The sequence below is a fragment of the Paenibacillus sp. GCM10023252 genome (genome assembly GCF_042653305.1).
Lineage (GTDB): Bacteria > Bacillota > Bacilli > Paenibacillales > Paenibacillaceae > Pristimantibacillus.
Genome location: NZ_JBHSHW010000021.1, coordinates 235,103 through 249,999 on the forward strand (window position 1 = coordinate 235,103; position 14,897 = coordinate 249,999).

Sequence of the window (14,897 nt, forward strand, 5' to 3'; positions counted from 1 at the left end):
GGAGCCTGATCCATGTCTGACTATATGAACCGCATCCTAGTTGTGGACGATGAAGAACGGATTCGCCGCTTGCTTAAGATGTACTTGGAGAAAGAAGGATATTCCATCGATGAAGCGGAGGACGGCGAATCCGCCCTTCGTCTTGCTACAGCTACTGATTATGCCTTGATTCTGCTTGATGTGATGCTGCCCGGAATGGACGGCATCGAAGTATGCGGCCGGCTGCGTCAGGTGAAGGCGACTCCTGTTATTATGCTGACGGCCAAGGGAGAAGAGATGAACCGGGTCCAAGGATTCGAGGTAGGGGCCGACGACTATGTCGTCAAGCCATTCTCTCCGCGTGAAGTCATCTACCGCGTGAAGGCGATTCTTCGCCGTTCCTCTGCAACGGCTTATCTAACCAAGGATGCCAACACGAGCAACAATATTGTGTTCCCGCATCTTGTCATTGAGCATGATGCGCATCGCGTCTCCGCTGGCGGCCAAGAAGTGTCGCTTACTCCGAAGGAGTACGAGCTGCTGCATTATTTAGCAGTGTCTCCCGATAAGGTTTTCTCCCGAGAGGAGCTGCTGAAGGATGTATGGAACTATGAGTTCTTCGGCGATCTTCGCACGGTGGACACGCATGTGAAGCGGCTGAGAGAGAAGCTTAACAAGGTATCCCCTGATGCAGCAGCTATGATTACGACGGTATGGGGAGTAGGCTACAAGCTGGAGGTTCCGAAGTAGGATGAAGCTGTGGCAATTCCTCGTAGACAAGCTGTGGCGCAGTGTCGTTGGCAAGCTGTGGGCAACGATTATGCTGCTCGTAGCGGTAGTGCTGCTGCTGCTCGGCTTCTCCTTCCTGCAGTACATTGATGTTAACTTCGGCAAGAGTTCGCATGAGATCAAGGTGTTGTTCTTCATCATCGCGATTATCGGCTTCCTGCTGTCCACCTTATTCGCATTCTTCCTGTCACGCAAGATCCAACAGCCGCTCCTGCAGCTGAAGGAAGCCGCGGATTCTATTGCTCAGGGCGACTATCGCTCCAGAGTTAGAATTCGCTCCTCCGATGAGATTGGCGATCTGGCCAATACCTTCAATCATATGACGGAGCAGCTCGACAAGCTCATCCGAGATCTCAATGATGAGAAGGATCATCTCTCGTCTATCCTTCGGAGTATGGGGGATGCGGTCATTACCTTCAATGCAGAAGGTCGAGTTATACTGGCCAACCCGCAAGGTCAGCTCCTTATTAATCAATGGTCGGGCTTCGAGCTGGTATGGAATGATGAAGATGGCGCAGATGAACAGACACCGTATGGGAGCGTTCCCGGACCGCTCAGAGATTCGTTCCAGAAGGTGATGAACCACGGCAAGGATCTGGCGGATAAGGTGCACGTTCACAATCATGTATGGTCCGTTGTGCTCGCGCCGCTCAAGTCGGGCGGCAAGTTAAGGGGAGCGGTAGCCGTCATGCGGAATGTGACGGAGGAGTTCAAGCTGGAGAAGCTGAGACGCGACTTCGTAGCGAATGTCTCGCATGAGATTAGGACGCCTCTATCGATGCTTCAGGGCTATAGCGAAGCGCTGCTTGATGACATTGCCGCCTCACCCGAGGAGAGAGATGAGCTCGTCCAGGTCATCTATGATGAATCATTGCGGATGAGCCGGCTAGTGACCGACTTGCTTGATATGGCAAGGATGGAAGCTGGCCATGTCGAGATGCATTATCAGCCCGTCGATGTATCCCTTATCATTAAGCGTGTCCATCGCAAGTTCCAAGTATATGCGAAGGAACGGGATGTGAAGCTGGACTATCAATTGCCTCCAGGGGAGCTTACTATGCAGGCAGCGGATGAGGATCGGTTAGAGCAGATACTGACGAATCTACTGGACAATGCGATTAGGCATACGCCAGCAGGCAAGTCCATTACGGTGTCAGCACAAGCTGCCGTCATGGCGGATAAGCGATATGTTCAGCTTCAGGTGAAGGACGAAGGGCAAGGCATACCGAGTGAGGACCTGCCCTTTATATTCGAGAGATTCTACAAGGCAGATAAGGCTCGCAAGAGAGGCACTTCAGGCGGAACGGGGCTGGGTCTTGCTATCGTACGCAATCTGATTGAGCTTCATCATGGGCATATTGATGTTCAGAGCATGATTGATCAAGGAACGACCTTCACGATGCTGCTGCCTGTCGAAGCTGCGCACAACCTGTCTAAGCGCTCAGAGTCTTGAGCGCTTTTTTTGTTGAATGAAGGGGGGAAATCTTGTTGGTCGTGAAACATTTACGTAAACATTAAAAAAAACCAACCCCTTAAGCATAAAGGGTTGGTTGTAAATGTAAAATTATACGATTAATACAAAGTGATTTCCTTAGCTGTGTTCAAATCTGACAACTGAACGAGCTTCTCCAGGATGTCAGATGGCGCGCCCTTATCAACGGTAAGCACCATAATGGCAGAACCGCCTACTAGCTGGCGTCCTACTTGCATAGTTGCGATATTGACATCGTTATTGCCTAGGAGGGTACCGACTCGTCCGATAATGCCTGGCTTATCATTGTGAGAGATTAAGAGCAGAATGCCCTCAGGAGTTACATCGACCGGGAACTTGTCAATCTGCACAATCCGCGGGCCGTAACCGGTCAGCAGTGTACCTGCAACGATGCGCTCTTCCTTCTTCGTGCGCAGGGTGACCGTAACCAGGTTAGTGAAGTCCTTGGACGTATGTGACTTGTTCACGACGATGTTAAGGCCGCGAACCTTAGCCAGATGCATCGAGTTCACGACATTCACTTGCTCAGCACCCAGGTGGTGAGATAACACGCCGCGGACGATATAACGGGTGAGAGGCTGAGTATCTACTTCAGCAAGCTCTCCCGAGTAGCCGACAATAATCTCTTCAACAGCTCCGTCTGTAATCTGTGCGATGAAGTTGCCGAGCTTCTCGCCAAGCCCGAAGTAAGGCTGGAGCTTGCTCTGCAGGTTCGCTGGGATTGGAGGCATATTCACAGCATTGCTGAACGGCTCGTTGCGCAGAATATGCAGCACCTGCTCTGATACATCAATAGCCACGTTCTCTTGGGCTTCAACCGTTGAAGCGCCTAGATGCGGAGTTACAATAATCTTAGGATGACCGAGGAACGGGTGATCTGCTGCAGGAGGCTCAACCTCGAACACATCGAATGCAGCGCCTGCTACAATTCCTTGGTCGATGGCTTCGACAAGCGCATATTCATCAATAATTCCGCCGCGTGCACAGTTCACGATGCGCATGCCTGGCTTCATGACTTCGAATTGCTTCTTGCCAATCATGTGGCGAGTCTCAGGTGTTAGCGGAGTATGCACGGTCATGAAGTCGGCGTGACGAACAATATCATCTACGCTCGATAGCTTGACGCCTAGCTTCTCAGCACGCTCCTCGGTGAGGAACGGGTCATAGCCCATAATCTCCATGCCGAAGGCCTTCGCACGCTTGGCAACCTCGCTGCCGATACGGCCCATACCCATTACGCCGAGCACCTTGTTGCGAAGCTCTACGCCCAGGAAGGACTTGCGGTCCCATTGTCCATTGACGGTCTTCATATACGCTTGTGGGATATGGCGGGCAACAGCCATCATCATCGCGAACGTATGCTCACAGGTTGTAATCGTGTTGCCATCCGGTGCGTTGATGACGATAATACCTCTCTGGGTTGCGGCTTCCAGATCTATATTGTCTACACCTACGCCAGCTCTTCCGACTACCTTAAGCTGCTTGCCTGCTTCCATAATTCGAGGGGTTACACGGGTCTGGCTGCGAACCAGCAGAGCATCATACTCACCAATAATTGCGATAAGCTCGTCCTCGCTGAGACCAGGCTTCTTGTCAACAGCAACGTCTGCTGCATCAACAAGCTGCTGAATTCCCAGATCACTAATAGGGTCGGACACTAACACTTTCAACATGTGCGGAAAGCCTCCTAGGAATATAGATAGGAAGAAAAAGACTCTCGCAGGCGCTACCGTTACCCAGCAGCGGTACGAGAGTTTTTGCCTTCATTATACACGTTTTGACCTTTATTATTTTAATGCAAGTGGCTGTCTAAATGCAATGCTCAAACTTGCTCAATTGTGAAATTTTCGTTATGATTCAAGCATAATAGGCGTTTTTATTCGGATTTCAGGGGGTAACATCATGAGTGAATGGCGGAATATCGAGGCAAATGAGCTGTTGGCGATGCTAAAAGACGAACAATTAAAACCTGCTCAGATCATAGATGTAAGAGAACTCTTCGAGTGGGAGTACTATCATATAGAAGGCTCAACACATATTCCGATGAATGAGCTTCCGGCTCGGCTATCCGAGCTTACGGACGAGCAGCCCTTGTATATCATATGTGCTCATGGTGTCCGTAGTGCTGCTGTATGCCGCTATCTCGAAGAACAAGGCTGCAGCCGCCTCCACAATGTTGCAGGTGGGATGGCAGCGGCAGCCTTCATTCAAGGTTTCCAATATGATTAGCAGATGGCATCATAAGACTAATGTGCTAAGACTTCTCTGAGAAGAAGAAAGGAAGCTGTGGGAGCAAATCCTTAGAGTAAAGCGCCCCTTTGCTGCTGGTGAAGTCACCGCTACGAATGGCTTCTGTGCTTATCAATAGATCAATAATGGCCTGAATCGTCTTAAGCTTCATCTGGGATGCATGGCCCGAAGCGATGAAGAGATCGATTCGGCTCGTGAGATCATGCGGGTAATAGGAAGTAAGCTTTTTCCTGCTCAGCAATTGATCAGCCATCAGCTTGTTTTTGACGACGAGCGGCAGCGACTTCCACTTCGATACTTCAATGACAGAGGTAGACTTGTAGGCTGAAGGGATGTTTTGATCAACCGCAGAGCTCCACTTCAGCATCGCAGAGTAGTAAGCTTGTTGTGCAGCCAGCGATTTCTGAACGGCATTTTGAATAGAAGGGCTCGTCTTTAACCTCTTCATCATTTCAGCAGAATCCAGATTAGATGAGGTGTCTGCTAAGGCGTTAAGTTCTTTTTTGAATAGCTTCAGGCTTTGCAGGTAATCGACTTGAGATTGGCCTAGCAGCGGAGCTTGCTGATTGTGAGCAGCTGCTTCCTTATATTGCTTCGCTGCAAGTGAGGCCAGTTGTTTCAGAATGGATTCCGAGTCTGCCGATTCTCCTTGCTCCATTTTGCGAGCAGCAGAGAACCATTCATTCTGAAATTCACGATACGGTAGAAATACGGTATGATAGAAGGAGACAAGATCCTGCTGCTGATAAGTTTCGGATTTACCGGTGCTCGCCTTCAGCTCTTTCATTTCCAGATACTTGGTTTCCGTTTTGTCAGAGCCGATCTTGACTCCGTAGAAGAAGGCTCCGACCGCGCAGACTAACATGAATAGGAAGCCTAAGCTGAATAATAATTCCGAACGTGATATGCGTTTTTCCATCGTGATCTCCCTTTTTATGTAGATATATAATTGTGAATGATGCTTCAATCCAATAGTATAGGTTAATCTGGGCAATAAAGGAATATGAACCTCATGACAGGCGGGAAATTATGAAAAAATTCGACATTCGCAACATTCGTATTCGTAAAGTATCCGTTGATGACATTGATGACCGCATGCTGCTCATTAATTTATACGTTACGCAGGGACTTACCTTGTTTATCGGTCTTATATGGATATTATTTCAGGGCAGAAATCCAATTCATTTATTTTCTTTGCCGAGTTCCGCTGAGTTCGCATGGTGGGGGATTGGTCTTGCTGCTGCTGTCATCGTAGTAGACCTGATTATATCGAGATGGGTACCTGAGGAAGCTTCTGATGATGGAGGCATTAATGAACGAATTTTCCGTACGAGGGCGGTTTGGCATATTGTGGTTTTGTCGTTTATTGTCGCCGTATGCGAAGAGTTCCTGTTCCGCGGGGTCATCCAGCATGCCTTCGGTCCTTATTGGACCAGCATTCTATTCGCTTCCATCCATGTTCGTTATCTTAAGCATTGGATTCCAACCGGATTAGTCTTCTCCATCAGCTATGGTCTAGGTTGGATCTATATGCAGACCGACACATTATGGGCGCCTATCGCTGCTCACTTCATCATTGATGTAGTCATGGGATTAATTATTCGATTGCGGAGGGACACATGAGCAGGGTTGAGAAATTCGGAGGAGCAAGAGGCAGAGAAGTCAGACAGAGTACGATTCCAAAGGAAGCGTCCGAACCTGCAGCTCAGATGGAGCAGGATAACGGCGAGGAGACGCTTCCGCCCAGAAGAGTCAAGCATTCTACCCAATTGAATCGGCTAACCAAATGGTATTATAACTTCCTGTTCATTGCATTCGTAAGCTTAGTAGCAGCATTATTCTGGTATGGCAAGAAGCTAGCTTCTTAACATTCTGCTCGGACTTATATTATGGCTGCTTAAGATCAATAGTCGCAGGGTCGATGAAGCCATATCCCGCCTTCTCCAGCTTGGTTAATAGGGTATCAAGCGCATCGGCCGTCCAGGCTAACTCATGCATGAGAATATTAGCACCGGGATGCAGTTGTTCCATGACATTAGCGATGACGACATCCGGCTTGTTCTTGGCAGCTGCATCCCAGTCTAACGATCCGTTTGACCAGGTCATGTAGAGCATGCCTTCATCAGCTGCAGCTGTCTTAACGGTATCGCTTCCTGAACCGAATGGAGGTCTGAAGAACTTGGGCGTTAGTCCGGCAATGGACTTCACTTGTACCTGTACGTCTTCGAGCTGCTTGCGCACGCTTGCTTCGCTCTCCTTCTTCAGATCAACATGATCCCAGGAATGGTTGCCAATCGTCTGTGCTCTATCTGCAATAAGCTCTAGCAGCTCAGGCTTCTGCTTCACTCGGTACCCATTCACGAAAAATATGGCCTTCGCCTGATGCTGATCCAAAATATCAAGTATGCGAGTAAGCACCTCCGTATCCTTAGGCCCGTCGTCGAACGTAAGCAGCACCATCTGATCGGGTGCGTCAGCCGTTACAGGCTCGAAGCGGTAGGAGCTGTTCATCTTATACTTAACCTTCGCTTCCTCGGCTTGCGCCGAGGTTGGAGTGGAGTCAGGCTGTGCAATAGTGCTGGCTGGAGACGGGGTGGCGGTGGGCTTGGTGGTCGTATCCGTCACGGTCACTTGTTCAGGAGATGGCTCCTTCAGACTATTAGATTCCGATGTTGAACAAGCAGATGTGAGGATGACCAGTGAGATTAAGGTTGATGCGACTAATTGACGTTGTGGCATGTGAGACAGACGCTCCTCTCGTATGATACCTGCTGCGGTACCTTCATTCTGTGCTATCATTGTATCATATATGCCATATCATCCATCCCTTCCTATAATTACAATCGCATGACTTGAGCTGCTCCAGGTCAGACTATAGCGTGAAGGCAGCATATGAAGGAGGGAATCGTATATGAAGCTAAGCGGATTTCTGTTAGGCGGAATCGTAGGAGCGGCGGCAATCGTTGCGGTCTCGCGTAAGCGTCCGGGCATGGTAGCTTGGGCGGGGCAAGCAGCATCCGAGCTGTACTCTGGCATAGTGAATAAATCGGTGAGGAAAATGATGACGGTGAAGACCGCATCCCACGTCGGTGCCATGACCCCAAAGTCTACAGGCGGTTCCGACGCGAAGTCTGGCGCAGGCTGGGGACACATTGAAGCGATTATTAACAGCGATCCCAAGCTGAAGCAGGAAGTTGGACAGATTGTAGCGGAATCGTCATCTCCAGCAAGTGCTCATTAATTAAGGAAGCCGTGCTTCATTTATATTGAATGACTGGTTGAGAATCGTGAGTTGCAGAGCGAACAGCGATGCGAACGAACGATTCTTTTTTTATGGCTGCGCGTAGTGCAATCTCCGGACAGACATGGTAACATAGTTACATAGCATGAACCCGTCACACAATGCTTATAATTTCATACGCTGTTACAACAGATGCTGCAGAGGAGGATCCTGTCATGAAGATCGAGCGGCTTAGTCAGGACAAGATTAGAATCTTTCTGACATTCGACGACCTGCTGGAACGTGGGATCCAGAAGGATGACATGTGGCGAGAAATACCGAAGGTACACGAGCTGTTCAGTGAGATGATGGATCAAGCCTACAGCGAGCTTGGCTTCGATGCCAGCGGCCCTCTGGCCGTGGAGGTATTCGCATTGCCGGCCCAAGGGATGGTCGTCATCGTAACGAGAGGCAAGATGAACGCAGGATTAGATGAGCGTTCTGCAGAGGATGAAGATGCAGACGAAGAGATATACGAGATGGAAGTTACGCTCGAGCAGAGCGATATCGTGATGTACTCCTTCCGAGATATTGAAGACGTCATCTCCGTCAGCAAGCAGCTGCGCTCTTCAGAGCTTACGGAAGATGGACGATTGTACGCTTATAACGGCAAGTGGATTCTTATGCTGGAACCGGCCTTGATTGATTCGGCTCGCACGAATGCGGTCATCGCCTTGCTTGCCGAATATGGAGAGGCGACATCCGTAACTTACGCCATGCTGGAAGAGTACGGTAAGGTGATCATTGCATCGGATGCTGTTAGAGAGATTTGCAATCATTTTACTTTGTAATCCCCGCATGAAGGATATAGAGCATCTGCAGATCGTTTCGGTCTGCACGATGCTCTTCTTTGTTGTATAATGGGTAGGACATTATTCGGGAAGCGAGGGGACGGCATGCTGCTGTTTTCGGTGTTGACGGCTGCGGTAGCGCCCGGCATCTCATTATTGATCTACTTATACTTGAAGGATCGTTACGATACAGAACCTATTCATATGGTAATCCGGCTGTTCCTGCTAGGCGTTCTGATCGTGGTGCCTACAATGGTCATAGGCAGGGGGATGGAGCTATGGTGGGGCGAGAGCCACTTCGTGCTGGCCTTCATCCAATCTGCAGGGGTAGAAGAATTCTTGAAGTGGTTCGTGTTGTACCATGTTATCTATAACCATACTGAATTCGATGAACCTTATGATGGAATCGTGTATGCGGCATCCATCTCTCTTGGCTTCGCAACACTCGAGAATGTGCTGTATGCGATATTCTCACCGGCTACGTTCGGCACGCTTCTCGTACGAGCGCTGCTGCCGGTATCCGGCCATGCGCTATTCGGAGTCATTATGGGCTATTACTTGGGCAAGGCCAGATTCGCTCCTGCGTCGCGTGCGCGCAGCTATCTGCTATTGTCGTTGATCATTCCAATGGCCTTGCATGGTTCGTACGATTGGATTATGCTCACGGCGAAGGCTCATTGGATCTATGTCATCATCATCCCGTTCATGCTGCTGCTCTGGATCTGGGGATTGCGAATGCTGCAGCGGGCCAATGCCAGATCTCCATTCCGTCTGCTGGTCAGAGAGGATGAAGTGAAGCTATAAGCTATAAGATTAGAATTCCGTTAGTCCGTCCATACTTATTGCTAATGAACAAGTAGTCAAGGAGGATCTAATGGAAGAGTCAAGGGTGAAGGTAACGATACGTTGCAACGTATGCGGGGAGAAGTTTGTCCTCCGAGGGCGTAGAGAGAAGGGCTCCATTGATACGGGCTTCAAGCAATGCATATGCAGCAACAGTCATGATTTGGACATTGAAGAGCATCATTTTATATAAGACTCCCTCCATACTTTCGTACGCTTTTCGGGTGAACTGAATAAAGCTCCTTTCTGCAAACCAAACTAACACCAGGTTTTGCACAAGAAAGGAGCTTTTGTCTATGTACCAACGTCTTAGCGCGGTTCTATTCCCCATTATGTCGCTGTTGTTCATTGGGTCCATCTATTGGGGGTATCAGGAGCATCAAGAGAAGAACTCCATTCTCATTAAGGCAGAGAATCAATATCAGCGTGCCTTCCACGACTTGTCTTATCATGTGGATCAGCTGCACCAGCAATTAGGCAATACGCTTGCAGTCAATTCTACTTCACAGGCCTACCATCGGAAGGGTCTTGTGAACGTATGGCGGCTGACAAGCGAGGCGCAGAATGAGATTAATCAGCTTCCGCTGACGCTGCTGCCATTCAATGAGACGGAAGACTTCCTGTCGCATATCGCCAACTTCGCATATAAGACAGCAGTAAGAGACTTGACTAAGGAACCTCTATCTCCAGATGAATTCAAGATGATGAAGACGCTGTACGCGAAGTCCGAGGAGATCGCGAGTGACTTGCAGAAGATGCAGACCGATGTGCTGCAGAACAATATGCGCTGGATGGACGTTGAGGTAGCGATTGCATCAGAGAAGTCGAGCGGTGACAATTCAGTCGTTGACGGCCTCAAGACAGTAGATAACAAGGTAAGCCAATATCCAGAGATTAATTGGGGACCATCTGTCAGCAGTATGTATGAGAAGCGGTCGGTCAAGATGCTTGGCGGCCAGATGGTGACAGCGCAGGATGTGCAGAAGAGAGCAGCAGACTTCCTTAAGGTGAATAGCAACAATATTAGGGTAGTAGAGAATGGGAAGGGAACGGAGTATGCCTCCTATTCTGCCCTTGTGAATGAGTCCAGCTCCGGCCGCAACATTCAGATGGACTTCACCCAGCGGGGAGGAGAGATGATCTGGTTCATCAACCCTCGTAATCTTGGTCAAGCGAAGATCTCGTTCAAGCAAGCCCAGCTGAATGCGGACCGCTTCCTTAATGAACACGGTTATAAGGGGATGAGAGCGGTAAGCTATGACCCTAACGGCGATTCGGGAACGTTCACTTATGTAGGAACGCAGAACGGTGTGCTGATCTACCCGGATAAGCTGTCGGTCAAGATAGCCTTGGATAACGGAGAACCGATTGGCCTTCAAGCTTCGGATTATGTGTACGAGCATCACAAGCGCAAGCTGCCAGAGACCATGATGACCAGCGCCGAGGCACGCAAAGCGTTGAATCCGGATATGCGCATTACGAGTGAGCAGAAAGCATTAATTAAGAGTGATATGGGTGAGGAGGTTGTCACCTACGAGTATACCGGTAAGGTGAACGGAGGCCTATATCGGATCTATATAAATGCTCAGACAGGCCTAGAGGAAGCTATCGAGCAGATGACAACAGACGACAAAAAGGCAGCATCCGACAAATAATGATATGGCTCCCCCAATATCGACCGTGCTATAATCACGGTATAGATGGAAGGGGGAGCCAATTTGTTGCCTAGAGTGAATCAAGCATTATTTTACCAAATCGCTTCCTCTGATGAGGAAGAAGCAAAGGCTGTCTACAAATCCCGCATAGCAGACGAGCTGGAGGACGGCTTGCTCATTGAATTTCCACTGCAAGAGAAAAGCGGACGCATGAAGCGCCTATATTTGGGCGATGAGTTGTCTGCTTACTTTATGTCGGAGGATGGAGTAAAGCACTTCTTCAATTCCCATGTGCTTGGATTCAAGGATGAAGTCATTAAGCTGGTTAAGATACATAAGCCCAGTCCGGATCAGATTACGAAGATTCAGCGGAGACAATTCCTGAGAGTGAGCGCTGAGCTTGAGATTGCTGTTAAAATGTCAGACCATCTAAGATTCATCGCAACTACAGATGATGTAGGCGGCGGAGGCATATCCTTGATCTGTGATGGAAAATGGCCAGTCACACCCGAAGCCGCACTGGACTGCTGGCTAGTAGTCCCCTATAAGAACGGAGCCATTGAGCATGTGTCCTTCAAAGCCGAGATCATTCGTGTAGCTGAGCTTGCTACGGGAAGGAAGCAAGTCATGATTAAGTTCCTTAAGATTACGGACGGAGAGAGGCAGAAAATCATCAGATACTGCTTCGAGAGGCAGCTGGAGTTCCGTAATCGATGAATAAGCTCAGAGGACTCTTGGGAGAATATCCTTATTCCATATTGGAAGGATAGGGATCCATGGCTAAGAGCGTCGCTAGCAAAAAAGAAACGAGAAAATTAACCCAGCTGAAAGCGCGAGACAAGCAAAGCTTCCTCCTGCTAAGTGATGAGGTAAGTCGAATACTGCGCCGCATCATACTCACGTTGCTTGTTGTGGCAGCCATGTCTCAGATGGCGCTGCAGAATGAACAGATTAGGTACTGGGTGACCAGTGTGGACAGGCTGGAAGGGACGAAGCTTCAGTAGCTGGACAACACCCGGCGTTTTGCATCTCTGTTTATAGTGTGGTATAATTTTCACGTTCGCAGGCAAAGCCTGCTTTTTTCTTGAGGGGGTTACACCGTTGGCAATGCAGCAAGACGGGGACCAAGACCGTATTAACATCGCTATCGATGGCCCTGCAGGCGCAGGGAAGAGTACGGTTGCTCGCATGGTCGCCGAACAACTCGGATACGTCTATATTGATACGGGTGCCATGTACCGCGCCGTAACGCTTAGCGTTATTCGCGAAGGCATTGATCCAAGCAATGAACGGCAGGTTGGCGAACTCGTAGATACGCTTGCGATTGGACTGATGCCGGGCAAGAATGGACAGACAGTATATGTTGGCGGGAACGATGTTACTGACTCCATACGATCACGCGAAGTTACGCTGAATGTCTCCGTTATTGCAGCCAATGAGAAGGTTAGAATCTCTCTAGCTGCGATGCAGAGGAAGCTGGCGGACGGGAAGGGTGTCGTCATGGACGGCAGAGATATCGGCACGCATGTACTGCCAGGCGCCGAACTTAAGATTTACTTAACCGCGTCTGTTGGAGAACGGGCGCTTCGCCGATATAAGGAAGTTGCCGACACGCAGCGAATATCGCTCGAACAGCTTGAGCAAGAGATTGCCGAGCGGGACCGAATGGATCAGCAGCGAGCGCATTCTCCGTTAATCTGTGCTAGTGATGCTGTTGTTGTAGACTCCACTTCAATGCCTATTGAGGAAGTAGTTGCAACAATTGTTCATTTAAGCCGAACCAAATTAGCGGAGGCGAAGTAAACTATGTTATATCGGTTTTGCCGATTCCTGCTTCGAGTCATGTACAGCGTGCTGTTCCGCTTGGAAGCAAGAGGTCGGGAACATATTCCTGCTGAAGGACCTGTCATTCTCTGCTCCAACCATATCAGCCTGCTAGATCCGCCTACCGTTGGTATTAAGTTGTCCCGCAAGGTGCAATATATGGCCAAGGCAGAGCTATTCAACATTCCCGTATTCGGTTCATTGATTCGCGGGCTTGGAGCATTCCCTGTGAAGCGTGGCGGAGTGAGCAAGGATGCCATTCGATCAGCCATTACGCTTCTCAAGGAAGGCGGAGTGATGGGCATATTCCCAGAGGGGACGCGCAACAGCTCCTCCGATGCGGGTAAGAAGGGCGCAGCCATGATTGCCATCCGCAGCAATGCCGTCATTATCCCTGTTGCTATCATCGGTCGATATAGGCCATTCTCGAAGATGTATATTTTATATGGCAAGCCCATAGATGTTACCGCATTAATTGACGATTCTTCGACGGATGCGCTAGACCGAGTAACTGAAGCAATCATGAGCCGAATCAGAGAGATGGTTGCTGCAGGCGCTTAACCTTTTTTTATTATTGTTTTAAATGCTGCTAGCGCTGCTTCATAAGCGTCGCAGGTTTAAATAAAGTTGTGGTACGAACTGAGGAGGAATATCAAATGTCAGAAGAAACTAAAGTTCAGGAGCAGGCAGCTCCCGAATTAACTCAAGATGCTATGGACAATTTCGTCTCTCTTAAAAAGGGCGATTCGGTTAAAGGTACGATCGTCAAAATCGAGGATAACCAAGCTTATGTAAGCCTTGGATATAAATATGACGGAGTCATTCCGATTCGTGAGCTATCCTCTATCCATCTTGACAATGCTTCGGATGCAGTAGAAGTTGGTCAAGAAGTGGAGCTTAAGGTCGTAAGCATCGACGATGAGAAGGAAAAGCTGGTTCTCTCCAAGCGTCTGATCGACAGCGAGCGCGCATGGGAAGAGCTTCAGAGCCGCTATGACAGCGGTGAAGTATTCGAAGTATCGGTTGCAGACGTCGTCAAGGGCGGTCTTGTTGCTGACGTTGGCGTTCGTGGCTTCATTCCGGCTTCGATGGTAGAGCGTCACTTCGTAGAAGACTTCAAGGACTACAAGGGCCGTACGCTGCGCGTTAAAATCAAAGAAATCGACCGTGAAAACAACAAGGTCATTCTGTCTCAAAAAGAAGTGCTTGATGCAGAATTCGAGCAAAACAAGCAAACGCTTATCGCTGCTCTGCAGCCTGGCCAAGAGCTTGACGGTACGGTTCAACGTCTAACTCCATTCGGCGCATTCGTTGATATCGGCGGTATCGATGGCCTTGTTCATGTATCCGAGCTATCCTGGCAGCATGTTGCTCATCCGAAGGATGTTGTAGCAGAAGGCCAAGCAGTGAAAGTAAAAGTACTTAAAGTTGATCCTGCAGCTGGCAAAATCTCCCTAAGCTTGAAGGCTGCACAGCCTGGTCCTTGGGATTCTGCAGCTGGTCAGTTCAACGTTGGCGACATCGTAACGGGCACTGTTCGCCGTCTGGTTACCTTCGGCGCATTCGTTGAGATTGCTCCAGGCGTAGAAGGTCTTGTGCATATCTCCCAGATTGCACATCGCCATATTGCTACTCCGCAAGAGGTCTTGCAAGAAGGCCAAGAAGTGCAAGCGAAGGTGCTTGACTTCAATGCTGCTGAGAAGCGTGTAAGCCTCAGCATCAAGGAGACAGAAGAAGCTCCTGAGCATGTGCCAAGCCCAAGCTCGGATCGCCCAGCTCGCGAGCGTTCATCCCGCGACCGTGCTCCTCGCCAAGAGGATCTGAACAACCCGAATGTTAGCTTGAACAGCTCAGGTATGAGCTTCACGCTTGCTGAGCGCTTCGGCGATAAGCTGAACAAGCTGAAGTAATCCTGCTGCAATAGCTGAATAATGATTCATTATATGTGAGCAAGGGGCTATTCCACGTCTAACGGACGAGGAATAGCCCCTTTT

The 14,897-nt window shown here is 49.3% G+C and carries 18 protein-coding genes; 15 read left to right on the plus strand and 3 right to left on the minus strand.

The window, feature by feature from the left end; translation table 11 throughout:
- The first annotated feature begins 12 nt into the window (after positions 1 to 12).
- Both ACFO9Q_RS12055 and ACFO9Q_RS12060 read left to right on the plus strand, forming a co-directional pair.
- Positions 13 to 729, plus strand: coding sequence for a response regulator transcription factor (locus ACFO9Q_RS12055; RefSeq protein ID WP_379182212.1), 717 nt, complete (start codon positions 13 to 15; stop codon positions 727 to 729).
- A gap of 1 nt (position 730) precedes the next feature.
- Positions 731 to 2,221, plus strand: coding sequence for a HAMP domain-containing sensor histidine kinase (locus ACFO9Q_RS12060; RefSeq protein WP_379182214.1), 1,491 nt, complete (start codon positions 731 to 733; stop codon positions 2,219 to 2,221).
- A gap of 119 nt (positions 2,222 to 2,340) precedes the next feature.
- Here ACFO9Q_RS12060 and serA read toward each other — a convergent pair whose 3' ends face one another.
- A complete protein-coding gene (gene serA, locus ACFO9Q_RS12065) occupies positions 2,341 to 3,933 on the minus strand; it encodes a phosphoglycerate dehydrogenase (RefSeq protein WP_379182216.1) in 1,593 nt (530 codons plus the stop codon).
- 229 nt (positions 3,934 to 4,162) lie between these two features.
- Here serA and ACFO9Q_RS12070 point away from each other — a divergent pair, with 229 nt between their 5' ends.
- Positions 4,163 to 4,489 (plus strand): rhodanese-like domain-containing protein, encoded by a 327-nt coding sequence (locus tag ACFO9Q_RS12070; RefSeq protein ID WP_379182218.1) that lies wholly within the window; start codon positions 4,163 to 4,165, stop codon positions 4,487 to 4,489.
- A 25-nt stretch (positions 4,490 to 4,514) separates the two neighbouring features.
- On the opposite strand, the gene ACFO9Q_RS12075 is transcribed toward ACFO9Q_RS12070, so the two are convergent.
- Complete coding sequence (locus ACFO9Q_RS12075) at positions 4,515 to 5,429, minus strand: hypothetical protein (protein ID WP_379182220.1); 915 nt, start codon at positions 5,427 to 5,429, stop codon at positions 4,515 to 4,517.
- Positions 5,430 to 5,539: 110 nt separating this feature from the next.
- Here ACFO9Q_RS12075 and ACFO9Q_RS12080 point away from each other — a divergent pair, with 110 nt between their 5' ends.
- Together ACFO9Q_RS12080 and ACFO9Q_RS12085 are read left to right on the plus strand one after the other, a co-directional pair.
- Complete coding sequence (locus ACFO9Q_RS12080; protein ID WP_379182222.1) at positions 5,540 to 6,133, plus strand: CPBP family intramembrane glutamic endopeptidase; 594 nt, start codon at positions 5,540 to 5,542, stop codon at positions 6,131 to 6,133.
- A complete protein-coding gene (locus ACFO9Q_RS12085) occupies positions 6,130 to 6,378 on the plus strand; it encodes a hypothetical protein (RefSeq protein ID WP_379182224.1) in 249 nt (82 codons plus the stop codon). Before ACFO9Q_RS12080 ends, ACFO9Q_RS12085 begins: the two co-directional genes overlap by 4 nt.
- A 19-nt stretch (positions 6,379 to 6,397) precedes the next feature.
- Here ACFO9Q_RS12085 and ACFO9Q_RS12090 read toward each other — a convergent pair whose 3' ends face one another.
- Positions 6,398 to 7,249: a polysaccharide deacetylase family protein gene (locus tag ACFO9Q_RS12090; protein ID WP_379182226.1), complete on the minus strand. Its 852-nt coding sequence runs from the start codon at positions 7,247 to 7,249 to the stop codon at positions 6,398 to 6,400.
- Between the two features lie 172 nt (positions 7,250 to 7,421).
- Between ACFO9Q_RS12090 and ACFO9Q_RS12095 the strand changes: the two genes are divergently transcribed.
- The 10 genes from ACFO9Q_RS12095 (at position 7,422) to rpsA (ending at position 14,813) form a co-directional block, all read left to right on the plus strand.
- Positions 7,422 to 7,751, plus strand: coding sequence for a hypothetical protein (locus ACFO9Q_RS12095; protein ID WP_379182228.1), 330 nt, complete (start codon positions 7,422 to 7,424; stop codon positions 7,749 to 7,751).
- A gap of 215 nt (positions 7,752 to 7,966) precedes the next feature.
- Positions 7,967 to 8,581: a genetic competence negative regulator gene (locus ACFO9Q_RS12100; protein WP_379182230.1), complete on the plus strand. Its 615-nt coding sequence runs from the start codon at positions 7,967 to 7,969 to the stop codon at positions 8,579 to 8,581.
- A 105-nt stretch (positions 8,582 to 8,686) separates the two neighbouring features.
- Positions 8,687 to 9,385, plus strand: a complete 699-nt coding sequence (gene prsW, locus ACFO9Q_RS12105; RefSeq protein WP_379182232.1) for a glutamic-type intramembrane protease PrsW — start codon at positions 8,687 to 8,689, stop codon at positions 9,383 to 9,385.
- A 70-nt stretch (positions 9,386 to 9,455) separates the two neighbouring features.
- The gene (locus ACFO9Q_RS12110) at positions 9,456 to 9,617 is read left to right on the plus strand and encodes a hypothetical protein (RefSeq protein ID WP_379182234.1); all 162 of its coding nucleotides are present in this window, start codon (positions 9,456 to 9,458) and stop codon (positions 9,615 to 9,617) included.
- A gap of 103 nt (positions 9,618 to 9,720) precedes the next feature.
- On the plus strand, positions 9,721 to 11,079 hold the full coding sequence (ypeB, locus tag ACFO9Q_RS12115) for a germination protein YpeB (protein ID WP_379182236.1): 1,359 nt from the start codon (positions 9,721 to 9,723) through the stop codon (positions 11,077 to 11,079).
- Between the two features lie 63 nt (positions 11,080 to 11,142).
- Positions 11,143 to 11,796 (plus strand): flagellar brake protein, encoded by a 654-nt coding sequence (locus tag ACFO9Q_RS12120; protein ID WP_379182238.1) that lies wholly within the window; start codon positions 11,143 to 11,145, stop codon positions 11,794 to 11,796.
- A 59-nt stretch (positions 11,797 to 11,855) separates the two neighbouring features.
- Complete coding sequence (locus tag ACFO9Q_RS12125; RefSeq protein WP_379182240.1) at positions 11,856 to 12,083, plus strand: hypothetical protein; 228 nt, start codon at positions 11,856 to 11,858, stop codon at positions 12,081 to 12,083.
- A gap of 103 nt (positions 12,084 to 12,186) precedes the next feature.
- Positions 12,187 to 12,882: a (d)CMP kinase gene (gene cmk / locus ACFO9Q_RS12130; RefSeq protein ID WP_379182749.1), complete on the plus strand. Its 696-nt coding sequence runs from the start codon at positions 12,187 to 12,189 to the stop codon at positions 12,880 to 12,882.
- Positions 12,883 to 12,885: 3 nt separating this feature from the next.
- Positions 12,886 to 13,464: a lysophospholipid acyltransferase family protein gene (locus ACFO9Q_RS12135; protein WP_379182242.1), complete on the plus strand. Its 579-nt coding sequence runs from the start codon at positions 12,886 to 12,888 to the stop codon at positions 13,462 to 13,464.
- Between the two features lie 95 nt (positions 13,465 to 13,559).
- The gene (gene rpsA, locus ACFO9Q_RS12140; RefSeq protein ID WP_379182244.1) at positions 13,560 to 14,813 is read left to right on the plus strand and encodes a 30S ribosomal protein S1; all 1,254 of its coding nucleotides are present in this window, start codon (positions 13,560 to 13,562) and stop codon (positions 14,811 to 14,813) included.
- Positions 14,814 to 14,897 lie beyond the last annotated feature (84 nt).

Excerpts from the sequence above, each read along its gene's own strand:
- rpsA (WP_379182244.1), top strand. The coding sequence starts at position 13,560 with ATGTCAGAAGAAACTAAAGTTCAGGAGCAGGCAGCTCCCGAATTAACT.
- cmk (WP_379182749.1), top strand. The coding sequence starts at position 12,187 with ATGCAGCAAGACGGGGACCAAGACCGTATTAACATCGCTATCGATGGC.
- ACFO9Q_RS12075 (WP_379182220.1), bottom strand. The coding sequence starts at position 5,429 with ATGGAAAAACGCATATCACGTTCGGAATTATTATTCAGCTTAGGCTTC.
- ACFO9Q_RS12095 (WP_379182228.1), top strand. The coding sequence starts at position 7,422 with ATGAAGCTAAGCGGATTTCTGTTAGGCGGAATCGTAGGAGCGGCGGCA.
- serA (WP_379182216.1), bottom strand. The coding sequence starts at position 3,933 with ATGTTGAAAGTGTTAGTGTCCGACCCTATTAGTGATCTGGGAATTCAG.
- ACFO9Q_RS12135 (WP_379182242.1), top strand. The coding sequence starts at position 12,886 with ATGTTATATCGGTTTTGCCGATTCCTGCTTCGAGTCATGTACAGCGTG.
- ACFO9Q_RS12100 (WP_379182230.1), top strand. The coding sequence starts at position 7,967 with ATGAAGATCGAGCGGCTTAGTCAGGACAAGATTAGAATCTTTCTGACA.
- ACFO9Q_RS12090 (WP_379182226.1), bottom strand. The coding sequence starts at position 7,249 with ATGCCACAACGTCAATTAGTCGCATCAACCTTAATCTCACTGGTCATC.
- ACFO9Q_RS12060 (WP_379182214.1), top strand. The coding sequence starts at position 731 with ATGAAGCTGTGGCAATTCCTCGTAGACAAGCTGTGGCGCAGTGTCGTT.
- ACFO9Q_RS12110 (WP_379182234.1), top strand. The coding sequence starts at position 9,456 with ATGGAAGAGTCAAGGGTGAAGGTAACGATACGTTGCAACGTATGCGGG.
- ACFO9Q_RS12055 (WP_379182212.1), top strand. The coding sequence starts at position 13 with ATGTCTGACTATATGAACCGCATCCTAGTTGTGGACGATGAAGAACGG.
- ACFO9Q_RS12125 (WP_379182240.1), top strand. The coding sequence starts at position 11,856 with ATGGCTAAGAGCGTCGCTAGCAAAAAAGAAACGAGAAAATTAACCCAG.
- ACFO9Q_RS12070 (WP_379182218.1), top strand. The coding sequence starts at position 4,163 with ATGAGTGAATGGCGGAATATCGAGGCAAATGAGCTGTTGGCGATGCTA.
- ACFO9Q_RS12080 (WP_379182222.1), top strand. The coding sequence starts at position 5,540 with ATGAAAAAATTCGACATTCGCAACATTCGTATTCGTAAAGTATCCGTT.
- prsW (WP_379182232.1), top strand. The coding sequence starts at position 8,687 with ATGCTGCTGTTTTCGGTGTTGACGGCTGCGGTAGCGCCCGGCATCTCA.
- ypeB (WP_379182236.1), top strand. The coding sequence starts at position 9,721 with ATGTACCAACGTCTTAGCGCGGTTCTATTCCCCATTATGTCGCTGTTG.
- ACFO9Q_RS12085 (WP_379182224.1), top strand. The coding sequence starts at position 6,130 with ATGAGCAGGGTTGAGAAATTCGGAGGAGCAAGAGGCAGAGAAGTCAGA.